Annotated in this window: 12 protein-coding genes; 6 read left to right on the plus strand and 6 right to left on the minus strand. The window is 60.1% G+C overall.

Translation table 11 applies throughout. From position 1 onward, the window contains the following. The first annotated feature begins 71 nt into the window (after positions 1-71). From P3T25_RS01230 to P3T25_RS01240, 3 genes are read left to right on the plus strand one after another with little or no spacing between them, the layout of a single operon-like run. Positions 72-2,180, plus strand: a complete 2,109-nt coding sequence (locus P3T25_RS01230) for a response regulator (protein ID WP_429357281.1) — start codon at positions 72-74, stop codon at positions 2,178-2,180. Then, positions 2,177-4,189: a hybrid sensor histidine kinase/response regulator gene (locus P3T25_RS01235; protein ID WP_171925941.1), complete on the plus strand. Its 2,013-nt coding sequence runs from the start codon at positions 2,177-2,179 to the stop codon at positions 4,187-4,189. The genes P3T25_RS01230 and P3T25_RS01235 overlap by 4 nt, the downstream gene beginning before the upstream one ends. After that, the gene (locus P3T25_RS01240) at positions 4,186-4,818 is read left to right on the plus strand and encodes a response regulator (protein ID WP_171925940.1); all 633 of its coding nucleotides are present in this window, start codon (positions 4,186-4,188) and stop codon (positions 4,816-4,818) included. Before P3T25_RS01235 ends, P3T25_RS01240 begins: the two co-directional genes overlap by 4 nt. A 715-nt stretch (positions 4,819-5,533) precedes the next feature. On the opposite strand, the gene P3T25_RS01245 is transcribed toward P3T25_RS01240, so the two are convergent. After that, positions 5,534-5,965, minus strand: a complete 432-nt coding sequence (locus P3T25_RS01245; protein ID WP_054040707.1) for an Lrp/AsnC family transcriptional regulator — start codon at positions 5,963-5,965, stop codon at positions 5,534-5,536. A 218-nt stretch (positions 5,966-6,183) separates the two neighbouring features. Here P3T25_RS01245 and P3T25_RS01250 point away from each other — a divergent pair, with 218 nt between their 5' ends. Beyond that, a complete protein-coding gene (locus P3T25_RS01250; RefSeq protein ID WP_429357348.1) occupies positions 6,184-7,260 on the plus strand; it encodes an ornithine cyclodeaminase in 1,077 nt (358 codons plus the stop codon). A 57-nt stretch (positions 7,261-7,317) separates the two neighbouring features. Beyond that, on the plus strand, positions 7,318-8,256 hold the full coding sequence (gene ctlX / locus P3T25_RS01255; RefSeq protein WP_154559192.1) for a citrulline utilization hydrolase CtlX: 939 nt from the start codon (positions 7,318-7,320) through the stop codon (positions 8,254-8,256). 155 nt (positions 8,257-8,411) lie between these two features. Here the strand turns inward: ctlX and P3T25_RS01260 are convergent, their stop codons facing one another. The 3 genes from P3T25_RS01260 to P3T25_RS01270 form a co-directional block, all read right to left on the minus strand. After that, positions 8,412-10,724: a hypothetical protein gene (locus P3T25_RS01260; protein ID WP_429357282.1), complete on the minus strand. Its 2,313-nt coding sequence runs from the start codon at positions 10,722-10,724 to the stop codon at positions 8,412-8,414. 939 nt (positions 10,725-11,663) lie between these two features. Continuing rightward, entirely contained in the window at positions 11,664-13,580 is a 1,917-nt protein-coding gene (locus P3T25_RS01265) for an SMP-30/gluconolactonase/LRE family protein (RefSeq protein WP_429357283.1), read from the minus strand. A 228-nt stretch (positions 13,581-13,808) separates the two neighbouring features. Further along, positions 13,809-14,687 carry a LysR family transcriptional regulator gene (locus P3T25_RS01270; RefSeq protein ID WP_429357284.1) on the minus strand — a complete coding sequence of 293 codons (879 nt, stop codon included), beginning with the start codon at positions 14,685-14,687 and terminating at the stop codon, positions 13,809-13,811. Between the two features lie 115 nt (positions 14,688-14,802). Between P3T25_RS01270 and P3T25_RS01275 the strand changes: the two genes are divergently transcribed. Further along, positions 14,803-15,681 carry an NmrA family NAD(P)-binding protein gene (locus P3T25_RS01275; protein WP_429357285.1) on the plus strand — a complete coding sequence of 293 codons (879 nt, stop codon included), beginning with the start codon at positions 14,803-14,805 and terminating at the stop codon, positions 15,679-15,681. Positions 15,682-15,715: 34 nt separating this feature from the next. Here P3T25_RS01275 and P3T25_RS01280 read toward each other — a convergent pair whose 3' ends face one another. Together P3T25_RS01280 and P3T25_RS01285 are read right to left on the minus strand one after the other, a co-directional pair. Then, the gene (locus tag P3T25_RS01280) at positions 15,716-15,862 is read right to left on the minus strand and encodes a DUF3096 domain-containing protein (RefSeq protein ID WP_093637406.1); all 147 of its coding nucleotides are present in this window, start codon (positions 15,860-15,862) and stop codon (positions 15,716-15,718) included. A gap of 39 nt (positions 15,863-15,901) precedes the next feature. Next, positions 15,902-16,327: a hypothetical protein gene (locus P3T25_RS01285; RefSeq protein ID WP_233464773.1), complete on the minus strand. Its 426-nt coding sequence runs from the start codon at positions 16,325-16,327 to the stop codon at positions 15,902-15,904. Positions 16,328-16,388: the final 61 nt, after the last annotated feature.

Here is a 16,388-nt window from a genome sequence, read left to right on the forward strand (position 1 = left end):
ACTCGCGGGGAAATATGGTGGCGAATAGCGTTGGTTCACTCTTTGCCTCGCCCGGCCGATTCAGGCACAGCGTGGTTTTCCGGCTGCTGGCCACCGTGCTGCTGTTCAGTTGCGCGGTCACGTTATTGCTGACCGCACTACAGCTCTATCGCGACTATAGCCGCGGCGTCGAACTGATCGAAACACGTCTGTCAGACATCGACCGAAGCAATCGCGACAGCCTTGGCGAGGGTCTGTGGCAGCTCAACCGCACTGAACTTCAGCTTCAACTGAACGGCATCCTGCGGCTTGCCGACATGTGCGCCGCCGAGGTGCGCGAGACCGGATCGAGCGAGACGCCACTGGTCGTGACGGCTGGCGAGCGCAGGACAGGCGCCGTGATATCCCGCGAATTTCCGATCTTTTATCGCATCCACGGCGCCCAGCAGAAGATCGGCACACTCTATGTGCAAGCGACGCTTGCCAACCTCTATCAGGCGTTAGCGCAAACCGCGCTGGTCATTCTGGTCAGTCAGGCTACCTATACATTCATCGTTGCGCTGTTCACCATCTACATCTTCTCGCGCCTCGTTACGCGGCATCTCGCCACGATTGCCCGACTGGTCGGCGAATACGACTTCCGTGCGGCGCCAAAGCCGTTCGTCCTGCCGCGCCGCCAGCCGCGCTGGCCAGACGAGCTCGATCGCGTGGTAGCCGCGTTCAACAGCATGGGCGCGCGGCTGCATGACGCCTATCTCGCCGAGCGCGACGCCACTGCGCAGCGGGAAGCGCGGCACCTCGCCGAAGCCGCCAACCGGGCCAAAAGCGAATTCCTCGCGAACATGAGCCACGAACTGCGTACGCCGCTGAACGGCATCCTCGGCTATACGCAGATTTTGCTGCGCGACGGCAGCCACAGCGAGCGCCAACGCAACGCGGTCGAAGTAATCCACCGCAGCGGCGAACATCTGCTCACGCTGATCGACGATACGCTCGATTTCGCGCGCATCGAAGCCGGCAAAATGCGCATCGAAATGGCCGACGTCCCGCTGCCGGGCGTCCTCGATACGATCAGCGACATCATCAACGTGAAGGCGGAACAAAAACGCCTGCGATTCCTATGCGACCTGGCCCCCGACCTGGGCGGCGCAGTGCGGGCAGACGAGCGCCGCTTACGGCAGGTGCTGCTTAATCTGCTGGCGAATGCAGTCAGATTCACGGACACAGGCTGCGTCAGCCTGCAAGTCGGCCGTGCGCCCTCCGGCGCGGTGCGCTTCTGCATACGTGACTCGGGAATCGGCATCGCGGCCGACAAGCTCGGCGTGATTTTCGAGCCTTTCGAGCAGGCCGGCGGCCCCGAACGACGCGCCGGTGGCGCCGGGCTTGGCCTTGCGATCAGCCAGCAGTTCGTTCGCGCAATGGGTAGCGAAATCCACGCGGAAAGCACGCTCGCGCATGGGAGCGTCTTCTGGTTCGATCTCGCGCCGGCCGTCGTCGATGTGTCCGCGGCGCGTACCGACGCGGCAACGGCGGCCGCGCGGCGCGTGACGGGCTACACCGGTCCGCGCCGCAAAGTGCTGGTGATCGACGACGAGCCCGTCAATCGGGCGGTCCTGGTCGAGCTTCTGGGTCAACTGGGCTTCGACACCATCGAGGCCGCCAGCGGGCACGAGGGACTCGCGAAGGCGCGCAGCGAGGCGCCGTCGCTCATCATGACCGACATCCTGATGCCTGAAATGGACGGGCTCGAAACAACGCGCAGATTGCGTCGATTACCGGGACTCGGCGATATTCCGATCATCGCCGTGTCGGCGAATCCTTCCTGGAGCGACGAGAAACGAAGCACCGACGCAGGCGCGAACGCCTTCCTTTCCAAACCCGTCGACTTCGACCGGCTGCAGGCCCATCTGGCGGATTTGCTGGCGCTGAAGTGGACTGACTCGCCAGCGCCTCGCTCGCCGCAACCTGGCGCATCGCGCACGCCCTCTCCCGCGTTGCCCGTTGACGAACTCAACAACCTGCATCATCTCGCCCGTCTGGGCGACATGCGTGCCATCGCCGAATGGGCCGACAGGATGGCGGCCCTCGACGAGCGCAATCTGGTATTGACAACAGAGTTGCGTGCACTCGTGAAAGGCTATCAGTCAAAGGCCATCCTGCTGCTCGCGGAGGAATATCTCGAGAGGAGGCCCAAGCCATGAACGACACAACGATCGCGGCAGAGCCGGCCACCATTCTGGTTGTGGACGACGCACCGATCAACATCGGTGTCGTGGCCGACAGTCTTGAGGATAAGGGCTTTCGCGTGTTCGTTGCGCTCGACGGCGAGGAGGCGCTCGAACGCGCGCAATTTTCGCAGCCCGACCTGATCCTGCTCGACGTGAAAATGCCGGGCATCGACGGCTTCGAAACCTGTCGCCGGCTCAAGCGCAATGAGCAGACCCGTGAGATTCCGGTGATCTTCATGACGTCGCTCGCCGATACGGACGACCTCGTCGAAGGATTCTCGGTGGGTGGCATCGACTACGTCACCAAACCATTCCAGATCGCCGAAATGTTGGCGCGCATTCGTACCCACCTCGCGCTGCGCGCCATGCACAAGGCGCTCCGATCGCGGAACGAAAGTCTCTCGAGCGAGGTGGCGGTTCGGCAGCAGGCGCAAGAAGCCCTCTCCCGCGTGCGCGACGAACTCGAAGACCGCGTCGCCGAACGGACCGGCCAACTCGCGCGCGCGAATGCAAGCCTGCTGGTCGAGATCGACGAACGCATACGGACCGAAGCGAAACTCGTGTCGAGCGAAGCGCGCTTTCGCACGATCGTCGAAACGAGCCCGGTGCCGTTGTGCATTACGTCCATGGACGAAGGGCAGGTCCTTTACATGAACGGGCCGTTCCGCTGGCTGTTCGGTTTCGGCGCGGACGATCACGGCGTCACCTACATGGGCGACTTCTATGTCGACCCGACGGAGCGCGACAGAACGGTCGAACTCCTGCGCCACGAAGGCGGATTCACCAACAACGAAATCCAGTTCAAGAATTCGGCTGGTGAGCGCTTCTGGGCAGTGGCGACCGCTCGCATTGCGACGTTCGCCGACGCCCCAGCGATCTATGTCGGTCTCAACGACGTCACCGCGCGCAAACAGGCAGAAGAGAAATTGCGCGCGAGCGAAGCCAGTCTGGCGAACGCCCAGCGGCTGGCCAAACTTGGCGACTGGGAATGGACTGCGGCCGCCGGCGTGACGCACTGGTCGTATGAGATGTACCGGATTCTCGGTTTCGAGCCGAACGGCGTGCGGCCCAGCTATCGAACACTGCGCGCGGCGATTCACCCCGAGGACCGGGCCGCTGTACGACAGGCCGTGCGTGCGGTGATCGCCGACCGGCAGCCGCATTTTCTCGATTGCCGCCTGACCGGTGCGGACGGCGAGCCACGCATCGTGCAGCTTCACGTCGAAGCGGCGCATGAAGGGCCCGGCTATCCGCTCAAGCTGGTCGGTACGATTCAGGACATGACGGAACGCAAGCGAGTCGAACAGGAACTGCTCGAGTCGCGCGAGCGGTTGCGCGAGTTGTCCGCGTACATGGAGGCGGTTCGCGAAGAAGAACGAAAGTGGATCGCCATGGAAATTCACGACGAACTCGGGCAATTGCTGACCGCGCTGAAAATGGACGTGTCGCTATTGCGGATGCGGCTCGACAGCGATTCGGAAGCAGCCAGAAAAACCGAGGACATGCGTGAACTGGTCGAGAAGACCATCTGGATGGTCCGCAATGTGGCCAGCCACCTCAGACCGGCTGCGCTAAACTTTGGCATCCTGTCGGCGCTCGAGTGGCTCGTGGACGACTTCGTTCGACGTAATCGCATGCCGTGCCAGTTGTCGATCCTTGGCAGCGAACCGGTTCTGCCGGACGCGCATGCAACGGCCGTGTTCCGCATCGCGCAGGCCTCGTTGACCAATGTTGCGCGCCATGCCGGCGCTTCGCGCGTCGATGTCACGCTCGCCGCAAGCAACGGCGCATTGACACTCCATATCAGCGATAACGGATGCGGCTTCGATCTGCCCGTTGCACGCCGGCGCTATTCCTACGGACTGCTCGGCATGAGCGAACGCGCGCGGCTGATTGGCGGCACGTTGCAGATCGAGAGCGCGCCCGGCGCAGGCACAACCGTCTCTATTCACATCCCGCTCAGGACCGAGAAAAGCACATGATAAAAATCCTCATTGCAGACGACCATGCGATCGTGCGAGGTGGCCTGAAGCAGATCATCGCGACCACCACCGACATGATCGTCGCCGACGAAGCGGCCGAAGGCGCCGAAGTGATCGAGAAACTACGCGCCCGGTGTCCCGACCTGTTGCTGCTCGACATGACCATGCCGGGCATTAGCGGCATCGACCTGATCCGGCGCATCAGGGCGGAGTACACCGCCCTGCCCGTGCTCGTGCTGAGCATTCACAACGAGGCCCAGGTCGTCTCGCGCGCGCTGCGCGCCGGCGCAACCGGCTACCTCACCAAAGACAGCGATCCGGAGATCCTGCTTGCCGCGATTCGCAAGCTGGCCGAAGGCGGCAGATTCATCGATCCGAAGCTGGTGGACTCGATGATCTTCGGCACTCACTCCGGCGATACCCCACCGCACGACATGCTGTCCGATCGGGAATTCCAGGTGTTGCAAGCTTTGGCCGCTGGAAAGAGCATCAACGATATCGCTGAAGCGTTCGCGCTCAGCGCGAAGACCATCAGCACACATAAAATGCGCCTCATGCAAAAACTGGGGATCACTAATAATTCGGAATTGATTCGCTACGCGATCAGACATCACATTAGTACGGAATAAAATTCAATTAAGGAAATCCCTAGACGAACATCAGGACTCCCCGATTCCGAATTCGGCGACGGCCAATCGACAAATTTTTTTGATGTCCTTATGCTTGGCCAAAGCTTTTCGTTTATGATCTCTCCCCAACGAACTCGGCACTCTGAAAATAACCCTCTTCTGAGAAGAGCACGCCGCCAGATTGTTAAATCCTGGTATGTGGCAATAATGTCCGAACCTTACACTGCAATCCGTAAAATTGACTGATTAACGTCTCTCAGGTTCTGGCATGCAATCCTCGGACGCCAGAGTCTTTCCGGCCGACACAATGTGTCGGCCTTTTTTTGCCGATTACTTATTGAAATATAAATCCGGCTGATTCTCCAAGTCATTAATTCAATAGAGAAATTAGTTCTTCCGCAAACCTTTGCAGGGTTAAACCCTTTGCGAATAAGTGCCGTTATACGGACTAGATAGCCGGCACTGTCATGACCGACAGACCGAGGTGTCAGAGTTAAAAGAAAAGGATCGATTAACTTTCGCGAATAAGATATCCGAATTATATTTGTATGAACAATAGACGGATGCCGGCGGAACACTACGCGACGCGGCAATCTGTTGACAGGTATCTGCGTCGTCGCATGGAGAAGTTCGAAATGACGTTTGTCGCAGGGTGACGCGAATCGCGCATGGAGCTCGCATGAAGTCGACAAAGCGCGCGGACGCTCCTGGCCGCTCACATCTTGTGCGTCGATAGAAAGATGCTGGTCTCGGTACTCGCGATTCCGTCGATCAAGCGGATCGCACCGAGCACCCGATCGAAGTTCTCCAGCGAGTCCGCCCGCAACTCCGCGACGAGGTCCCACCGGCCATTGGTGCTGTGAATCGTTGCGACATTGGGATGGCCACGTAGCACCTTGAGCACGTCAGCCGCACGGTTGCCTTCTACAGCAATCGACATCAGCGCCCGAATCCGATGCGCTTCGGCGGCCGGTTTCAACCGCACCGTATAGCCCACGATCACGCCACTTTCTTCGAGGCGGGTGAGCCGGTTCTGCACCGTTGCGCGCGCCACGCGCAGTTGCTTCGCCAGTGTCACCACCGACATGCGTGCGTTGTCACGCAACAGAGAAATGAGCTGCCTGTCGATGTCATCGAGATTGATCATGGTGGTTACCTGAGTGCCCGGCGACGGCGCTCCGCCATCCGCACGCTACCTGGCGAAGCCTTCATGCGGAAATGTACAAAATGCCATTTCAGGTGCGCATTTTGCCATTTTATCTGTGAAATTTGCGAAGTCTGCTGTCTTTTTGTTGGCGAGGTCCAAAGGAATAATTCCGTCATTGCTCCCGCACCGGAGCCCACATGAATCACGGAGACATGACCATGACCTGCTTTCTCGACGTACCCGCCACGTACCGACTCGTCGCCGATATCGGCGTGCCGCGATTCCTGAGCGAACTCGCCGACACCATCCGCGCGGACTATCTTCGATGGCGCGAATTCGATAAGTCGCCACGTGTTGCATGCCACTCCCAGGCAGGCGTCATCGAATTGATGCCGGTCGCCGATTCGAACCTGTTCGCCTTCAAATACGTGAACGGGCATCCGATCAACGCCGAACGCGGCATTCACACCGTGATGGCGTTCGGTGCGCTCGCATCCGTCGATACGGGCTACCCGTTGTTCCTCTCCGAACTCACCCTGACCACCGCCTTGCGCACCGCGGCAACGTCCGCGCTCGTCGCAAGAAGCCTGGCCCGCCCCGACTCGCGACGCATGGCCTTGATCGGCAACGGCGCGCAAAGCGAATTTCAGGCGATCGCGTTTCACACACTGCTCGGCATCACTGAGATTCGCATGTTCGATGTCGATGCGCGCGCAACCGATAAACTGGCGCGCAATCTTGCCGCGTGGCCGGCCCTGCGTATCGTCCGCGCGACATCGACAGCCGACGCGGTACGCGGCGCCGATATCGTCACGACCGTCACCGCCGACAAAACCTATGCAACGATCGTCACGCCGGACATGATCGAGTCCGGCATGCATCTGAACGCAGTCGGCGGCGACTGCCCCGGCAAGACCGAGTTGCATGCGGACGTGCTGCGTATGAGCCGCGTGATTGTCGAATATGAACCGCAGACGCGCATCGAAGGTGACATCCAGCAGCTCCCGGCCGATTCGCCCGTCACCGAACTGTGGAGCGTGCTTGCCGGAGAGGTTGTGGGGCGGGAAAGCGCGGAGCAGGTCACCGTGTTCGACTCTGTCGGCTTCGCACTCGAGGATTACTCGGCGCTCCGCTATCTCCACGCACTGGCACAGCGCCACGACGTGGGCGTCGATGTCGCGCTGATCCCGACAGTCAGCAATCCCAAAGACCTGTTTGGGGGCCTGATACAGACGGCAGCCACGCCGGCCGCCTTCACCCCGGCAGCCGCCGACGCATTCGCCTTCGCGCGCTGATCGAGCCCGCCATCCGGCCGTTTCGCCCTATCTTTCCGCAACCCGCTAACGAACCCCATGAGCCTTCTGTCGATGCAGGCACCCGCCGCCGTTGTCATGATTCGCCCTCACCGCTTTCATCCGAATCCGGAGACAGCGGCCGACAACGCTTTCCAGCGTGCTGGCCACGCCCTTGATTTCACAGAAGCGACAGCGCTTGCCGCGGCGGCACGCGACGAAGTCAGCGCTGCGGCGGCCAGCCTGGAAGCGGCCGGCGTATGCGTTCACATGTTCGACGATGGCGGGAAGAACGAGACACCCGATTCGGTCTTTCCGAACAACTGGTTCTCGACGCACGCGGGCGGCCACGTGGCACTCTTTCCGATGCACTCGGTCAACCGCCGGCGCGAGCGCAGGCACGACGTGATCGAAATGCTCAAGACCGAGTACCGCGTGCAGGACGTGATCGACTATTCCGGGCTGGAGCACGACGATGTCTTTCTGGAAGGCACGGGCGCCATGGTGCTCGACCATGTCGCACGCGTTGCGTATACGGCACGTTCACATCGCGCCGACCCAGTGGCGCTCGAGCGCTTCTGCACGCATTTCAACTTCGAACCGATGTGCTTCGATACCGCCGATGCGGAAGGCCGGGCGGTCTACCACACCAACGTCATGATGAGCGTGGCGACCGAATTTGCGCTAATCGGGCTGGACCTTATTCGTGACGACACACGCCGCAGCGAGGTACACGCGCGCCTGCTGGAGAGCGGCCGGACTGTTATCGCGCTCACGCACGCGCAGATCGGCAATTTTGCCGGGAATGCACTGGAATTGTCGGGGAAGGATGGCCGCGTTCTAGCGTTGTCAGAACGGGCGATGTCGTGCCTGACGGCACAACAGAAAACGCTCATCGAGCGGTCTGCACAATTGCTACCGTTGCGCGTGCCGACCATCGAGCTAGCTGGCGGCTCGGTGCGCTGCATGCTCGCAGGGATCCACCTGGCTCGACGTTAAGGCACTCGTTTCCGTAAAGCCGGTGCCAAGCTGGTGCTTGCTGATCGTTGCGTTTGCAACGGGTTAAGCGTTCGGCTCCTGACCGGAGAACGGCCAGAACGGGCCGATCGACGCGCCGCCGCTCCCACCAGCGGCGCGTCGATACGACTCAGCCCTTATTGGCCCGTATACCCGACCGGAACAGTCGCATTGGCCTTGGCGACCGTCGCGTTGTTCGAGACGATGTACTGCGGCACCTCGGTGAGGGTCAGCGTGACTTTGCCGTTGGTATAGGCCAGCGTGCTGGTATTGCCGTAACCATCGATCTTCGTCACATTGCCCGACGTACCGGCCCCGTCGACCTGAAGCGAATAGCTCGTCGAGTAGGTCTGGCTATAAAGTCCACTGCTCGCAGGCCACTGCGCGTTGCTGTGCGCCCATGCAGCGGTCACCACCTTGCCGTTGCCAAGCTGCTGGAACGCATATGCAAAGGTTCCGGACGGCGCGCCCGTAACCCGACCCAATGTGTTCGTGCCGTCCAGCACACGTGTCATCGTCGCGAAGGCCATCGCTTCGGGTTTCGGCGAGAGGTTCGCTGCACCATAAGCGCCTTGCGCGTCATTCAGGTCGAAGAACGAGCCGTATCCCACTTCGCCCGGAAAGTCAGGACCATAGAAAAGCGTCGTCAACTGTGCGCCGCCACCAAGCACAATGATGTGCGACCGCACGCCAACCGCAGCGTGAGCGAACAACTGGTTCTGCGACGGCACCGTGGGGCCGTAGTTGAGACCCGGATCGTAGCTCGTGCCTGCTTCGGTGAAGAAGAGCTTCATGTTCGGCTTGCCCGCCTGCATCACCGAACGCAACTGCGTCATCTGGTTGTCGAGCGCGTTCGCCTGGTTCGCCGGATCCGGATCGGAGTCCTGCAATTCAGGCGGATGTGCCGGATAGGTGCCCGCATTCCAGTAGCCATGCGTTGAGACTGCGTCGATGTAATTCCACAGGCCGAGCGCACCGAACTTCTGCAGATAGCCGGTGGTGCAGGTGTCGCAATTCGCAGGGAACGGGTTGCCGGTACCCATCACGACGGCATTCGGATCGGTCGAGTGAATGCCCTGATACGCGGCCTTGTACATCGCGACGAAGTTCGCGTCGCTATCCGCCCAGCCGAGGCTCGGCTCCCACGTCACCTGGTAATAGTTGCTTTTCTGGTTCGGGTAGTTAGCAGCGCGAATCAGACTCGTATCGGTACCCACCTTGGCCATGAAGCTCTGGAACTCGGGCATGTTCGACGGCGCATAGTAGCTGTCGTTGAATTGGCCCGTCTTCGAATCCCATGCAGGCAGTCCATCGAGACGCACGATGCGCATCTGATCAGGATTCGCCTTATAGAACGGATCGAGGTCGTTCACGCTCGGCGTGTACGTGTTGGGGCCATTGGGTTCCATGGCCGATACCTGACGGTCGTCGATGGTCCACGAGATGCCCAGATCATGCAGCGCGGCGATGTTGCCGTTGAAGCCCTGCATGCCGAAGCGGTGCTGATCCTGATGGGCGTACGTTACGGTGCCCAGTACCGACGTCAGGTTCGGCAACACGCCGAACGTTGCAATACCCACCGGACGCGTTCCGGTGTTGGGCAATGTGCCGCCGTTCGAGCGCAGCGTCGCTGTCAGCGCGCCATAGCCTGACCACGTCGACGTGCATGGAATCGAGTTGGTTTGCACGCCGGAGCTAACCGCAAAACTGCCCGCCGCCTTGATCGCGCCGGTCGAGTCCGCCACGGACCAGACGACCGTATCCGCGCTCGGCGCGTTCGTCGTAATCGCGAGCTTGAACGCTGCGTTGTTCTGGAAAATGCGCATGCCGTCCGTGGTGGGCGTGTCGGCGCTGATCACGCCATTGGCGGTTCCGCCGGCAGTGTGCGTGGGCGTGCCGCACGAGAGGGTCGAGCTTCCCGGGGTCGGCGTCGGAGTTGGCGTCGGAGTTGGCGTCGGAGTCGGAGTCGGCGTCGGCGTTGGCGTCGGCGTTGGCGTCGGCGTCGGCGTCGGCGTCGGAGTCGGCGTCGGCGTCGGCGTCGGCGTCGGCGTCGGCGTCGGCGTCGGAGTCGGCGTCGGCGTCGGCGTCGGCGTCGGCGTTGGCGTTGGCGTTGGCGTTGGTGTCGGAGTCGCGGCAACCGCTCTCACCCAGCATGATTTGTCGTACCCGTATGCGGGATCTGTCTGCGAGACCGCGCCGACATAGCATCCGACGCCGTTGCTAAAGGTAGCGGGGGCCGACAGCATGACCGAAGGCGAGGTGGGCGGAACTGCACCGAACACCACCGAGCCTGTTCCGAGGAATTTGCAGGTGCCGTTCTCTTGTGCGCACAAGTTGTATTGCAGCCCTGCGACGGTGATCGTGCTCGTAGCAGCCTGCGCGTTCTCTGCACCAAACCATGCAAACACTGTTGCTGCCGCAACTCCCAAAAGTTTGAAGTTTCTCGTCATTGTCTGTATGTATCGCTAAAAAGCAGGTTGTCCCCGAGGAGTGAGCAAGATCGATCTAAGCCGTCCCGCTTTGGCGTTCTTTGAGTACCGAGAGATTTGAAGCGGTGAACGCGATGATCGCGTTCATTGCTGATGAAGCTGGCGCTTTCGATGTGCCGGTATCCACTGGCAGATACCGTTACGCATTCGAACGCGCACTGAGCGCCGCCTGGCGGCAGTGCGCTCAGCATTTTGATCTGTCACCCTTCAATAGATAATAATTACGTCATCCTTACTATTAACCAAGAATGTTCGCGTGATGAAGTTCTATCAGTGACTGACGGCGAACCCGGCGTCCTCGATGTCAGTTGAGTCAAATCCAGGGCGTGACAAGGCCCGTCCGGAACCTAAAACTAATTAGGTTTCGAGCCTAATTCCCGAAAAGGAAAAGCTGTGAAAACCGCTGACAGGTAGCGTTAAAGTCGCTCGACTCATTCGCAACCCATTCGTATGAGAGACGCTGGTCCAGCGCCACAAAAACGCCTACCCACGCAACCTTTACTTGACCGATGCCGTTCCCGGCGCGTGCCCGGCATTACTTACAGCCAGTGTATTGGCAGACGAATTATAAACGTTTCATCTGTGTAACGTGGGCACGACCAGGGACGATAAGTAGTAGTTCAAAGAATCTTATGGGAAACGCTCCAGACGATTTTCAAAAGCAGAGGAAACGGAAAATCTCTGCCTCACCGGGGGCGGAAAACGCAGGTCTTTGACTTTCCTTCGAAGAAAAATAAATCGACCTGAGAAAAGAATAACGCGGCTCGTTTTTATATTATTAATATCAATACGTCCACGTACCAAATGCATAGGCAGAGAGAACTGAACGATGCGAATTCAACGAAGCGTGGAACGCGCACCGCATCTTTTTCGTCTGATCATAACCTCGAAGCAAACCGATCATGGCGTCCAGCGATAAACAACAATGCTGGAGCCGTTGTAGTTGTCTTTCGTGATCACGTACTCGCCGGCCGATCTAAGGTATGCCCTCAGGCCATACATCGAATCCACGTCGTTGCCCACATCCACCGTGCCCGCACTCGAGTTGATCAAGGTCGTATCGAGGTTACCCGTGGTGAGATTGAAGGCGTCGATGTTGGGCACCGTATGCACGTAGCCGACGAAAAGATAATTTCCGACGGCCGTGATCGACTTCGGGTTGGCACTGGTGAGGTTGATCACCGGATTGGGCTTCGTGGTGTTGCCCGCGCTCCAGCCGTGATACACCTCGATCCTCGATTGAATCGCCGTCCAGTCCCAGCTCCCGGCGATGCCTTGCGCGAGAATCATGGTGTCGCTCTCCGGCAAATAGATGATGCGTGTCAACGGCCGGATGCTCTGCGGAATGGAGATGGCGATGCCGGGTCCCCATGTCGGTTTGCCGGTGCCATCGAAGCTGACCAGCGGGTAGTGATAGATGTGATTCGTTCTGTCCAGACCGGCCCATACGTCCCCCCTGCTATCGATGCAGAATCCGCCCGTGATCTGTCGCGTCGTATTGAATGCAGGACCTGGAATCGACGCATCCGGAATCGCGATATAGCCGCTCGCCGCATTGAAATGATAGAAGTAAAAGATGCCAGGGTTCTGACCGGACGCGACGAGGATCCGATTTCCACCCACGCTGACGAGCTGACCGAAATGCTCGTCGCGCTGTGTATCGTTCATGTTGAGACGTGGATCGGAGGGATAGCTGAACGGGTCGACGGTATTCGCGACGAAGGCACCACCCGCGGTGCCGGTGTAAATGTTGGTGCCGCCATAGAAGTAGGCGCCGTCCGTAACCGGATCTGGTGCTGCGACCGCCTCGAAGTTGAGGGACTGAAGTTTCCATTGCAGATTGCCGGCACTGTCATACGCGTGAATATCGGTGCTGCCGTTGCGGCCGAGGTCCCAGCCGCCACCCCACGGATTGTTTAGCACATACAGGTTGCCGGCTGCGTCTTTTCCGATGCCGACAACACGGGTGAAGCGCTTGTCGCCAACCTGGCCTTTGACGCCGGTAGTGTTGTCGAGATAGCCGCCCTGAATGCCGAACGTGCCGACCAGAGTCGGCGTGCCCGAGATGTTGTAGAGCTTGATATTCATGTCGGGACCCTGGTCACCAACCATGAGCTGTCCTGACGATGCGTCGAAATACAGCGCTGACGGTCGCGAAGTCGCGGGCATCTGGATCGTGTTCAGCGGAGCACCGGCCGGACTGAATTCGACGATCGCGGCCGCGCTTTGCTGCGCTACCCAGAGATTTCCCGCGCCATCCAAAGCGAGTGCACCGGGACCGGAGACGGTGATGTCCTGCTGCCACACGCCGTCGGTGGTGTAGACCCGGACGCGATTGCCCGGGAAATCGCTCGCATAAAGGAGAGTGCCGATCGTGGCGAGCCCGGTGATGACATCGGCGTGCTTGACCGCGTTCCATGCGCTCACGGGGATGAGGACATCGCGTTTCTGAGTCGCTCGGTTGTATCGCCCTACTGCACCACTGCCGTACACGGTGCTGTACTGCAAGGCCGCGAAAATCGATGTGGCATTCCCCGTAATCGCCCCACCCTGAAACTCGCTGTTGATTCCAATAGAACCGATGCTCTTGCCGTTCTGATAGATCGCGACGCCACCCTCGTTTTCATCCCATAGGGAAGCCGTATAGATCACGCCTTCAGGCGCGACCCACATCGAGCGAGCAGCGTTGCCCACGTGCGCGGCTTGCGTTCCGAATGTGTTAGCCAGCCAGTCGGTGGTGTATTGCGCCTGACACGCCGGCGCAATCACGGTGATCAGTGCGCTAAGCAGTGCAGCACGAATTCGTTTCTTAAGCATGAGCGATGCTCTCCTGACAGTTGTCCTCGATAACGTAAATCACCGCAAATCACCGAATGAAATGTGAAAAATTCAGCAAGCATATTTGTTGCCGGCCATTCGCAAGTTCGCGAGTATCGCTCAAGTTTTTGACATTCCGTAAATGTTCGACTTCACCGTTTTCGGATTCTTCACGGTAGCGATTGCCGCCCCGTTCTTCGCGGCGAAAGATCCGATAACGTCAGCCCGTCAGAACCTGACTGAGTCGGGTTTCAGCATGTCCATAAACGCCCGCACCTTGGCACTCAGCAAACGTCGCGAACTATAGAGCGCCCAGATTTCCACGGGCGGGCCCGCCTCCACGCCCCAACAAACCAGCCGTCCTGTCGACACGTCCTGTTCAACCAGCAAGCGCGGCAGGAGCGCTGCGCCCACGCCTTGCAGCGCGGCCTCGCGCACCATCAGCAGCGATGACATTCGCAGCACCGGCATCGGCCTGATGACCCTCACGCCGCCTTCCGTGCACATGTTCCAGAGCAAGTCGGAATGCGCCGCTATCGACACGACCGCCGGCACCTGCAGCTCGCCGGCTTCGCCTGCGGGCATCGACGGTATCGACAAAGTCGACGAAGCGACCACGAGGCGCTCGTCACCGAGAATGCGCCGCCCAACGAGCTGCTCGTCACGCGGTGGATTGATACGGATGACCAGGTCGTAACCGTCCTCTACCGGATCCGCGACGCGGTCTTCCGCGATGACTTCGAGCTCGACCTGCGGATAGGCCAGCGCAAAGCGTGCAGCGATCTGGCACAGCAAGACATGCGCGAACACGACCGGCGCGCTGATGCGCAAGCGCCCGCGCGGCACCGGCGCACGCGACGCGACCGCCTCACCCGCCTCCTGAATCTCCGTCATGAGCCCCCGCGTGCGCTCGTGGAGGGCGAGACCTTCCTCGGTCAGACGCAGCCTGCGTGCGCCCCGCTCGATCAGCCGCACGCCGAGATCTTCTTCCAGCTCGGCCACGCGCCGCGACAGCGTCGCCTTGGGACGGTCGAGCGCGCGACTGGCCGGCCCGAAGCCGCCATGCAGTGCAACGGCGTTGAAATCCGCCAGCGAAGTCAAATCCATGATCGTTCCATTTCCGAGACGAGATGTCTTGATTCTGGCACTTTCGATCGTCCAATGGAACGACTATTGTTCGTCTCACGGACTAACCCAGTCCATTCAACCCCAGGAGAAAGTCATGGCAATCCTCGTAACAGGCAGCACAGGCGTGGTCGGCAAGCAGGTTCTCGACCATCTGAACGGCAGCGGCGCCGAAGTGCGGGCATTGACCCGCTCGCCGGAAAAGGCCCAATTCCCCGCTGGCGTCACCGCGGTCAAGGGCGACCTGTCCGACATCGACGCAGTGCGGCGCGCACTGAACGGTGTCAGCACGGTGTTCGTGCTGGCCCCCAACGCCGCGGACGAACTGACACAGGCACTGCAGACGCTGAGCGTCGCGCGGGAGGCCGGTGTGAAAGGCATTGTTTATCTGTCGGTTTTCAAGGGCGCGGAGTATGTCGATGTGCCGCACTTCACCGGCAAGCACACGGTCGAGCGCATGATCGAACACTGCGACCTGCCGGCGACGGTGCTGCGCCCCGCCTATTTCATCCAGAACGACGTCCGTCAGAAAGACCCGTTACTGACGCACGGTGTCTACGGCATGCCGATTGGCAGCAAAGGAATTTCCATGGTCGATGTCCGCGATATCGGCGAAGCCGCGGCACGCGAACTCCTGCGCCGCGAGCGCGCCGCCAATCCGCTACCGCGTGAAACGTACGAACTCGTCGGTCCTGACACGCTGACTTCGGAGAATATCGCTGCGATCTGGGCCGAAGCGCTGGGACGCCCGGTCCGCTACGGCGGCGACGATCTCGATACCCTCGAACAGCGTCTCAAGGCGGTCGCGCCGGGTTGGCTTGCCTACGATATGCGCCTGATGATGCGCCGGTATCAAGAGGACGGCGCAGTCGCTTCGAAGGCGGAAGTCGATCGTCTGGCTGCGCTGCTCGGGCGGCAGCCGCGATCCTACCGGGACTTCGCAGTTGCCACCGCCGCCGCGTGGGCGAAGGGCTGATTGATCAGGAGGGGCGAAAAGGAGAGACGTGCGTTCAACGAATGTGGCTTCCGAAAAGCCCCAGCAGTCCAATCACGATCAGATAGATCGCGACGATGTAGTTCAAGAGGCGCGGCACGACAAGAATCAGAATACCGGCGATCAATGAAACCAGCGGACCCGCATTGGTGAGCATATGCATGATTGTCTCCTCGCTCCTCGTGCGCGCACTGCACAGACATCAATGCCCGTTGCAGAAAACGGCGGTGAGAAAAAGTGGAACGACGTCGCGAATGACCGCATCGCTGCCGGCGCGTCGTACGCTCGCCTCAACCGACGCGGCAGAGCCGGTCACCACCACGCCGTATGTCGGGGGCGTAACCGGCTGGCCGCTGCCTTGTTTGAAGATGGGATCGTTTTGCTCATACCCGAAGACGGCATAGACATGAAAGCCGAATGCCGTCAGGTTGCTGCCGCGCGCGGGACGAAATGCGTTGACCGAGTTCGCTTCAATGCGCATTGGCTTTGCATCGATCGACTGCTCGTCCAGAAGCGGAGCAATGAAATCATGCGGGCTCGACTGGCAGTCCAGTTTTGCATCGAGCGCATAGGCATTGCACACGGGTGCAGAGAATCCCACGCCCAGCGACGGAATGGCGATCAGCATGCGGAGAACGGACGGTTTCATCGTAACAGCGCGATCGTTCTGCTGGATTGTTCGAAAAGCT

The sequence above is a fragment of the Paraburkholderia sp. GAS32 genome (assembly GCF_050434225.1).
GTDB classification, from domain to species: Bacteria; Pseudomonadota; Gammaproteobacteria; order Burkholderiales; family Burkholderiaceae; genus Paraburkholderia; species Paraburkholderia madseniana.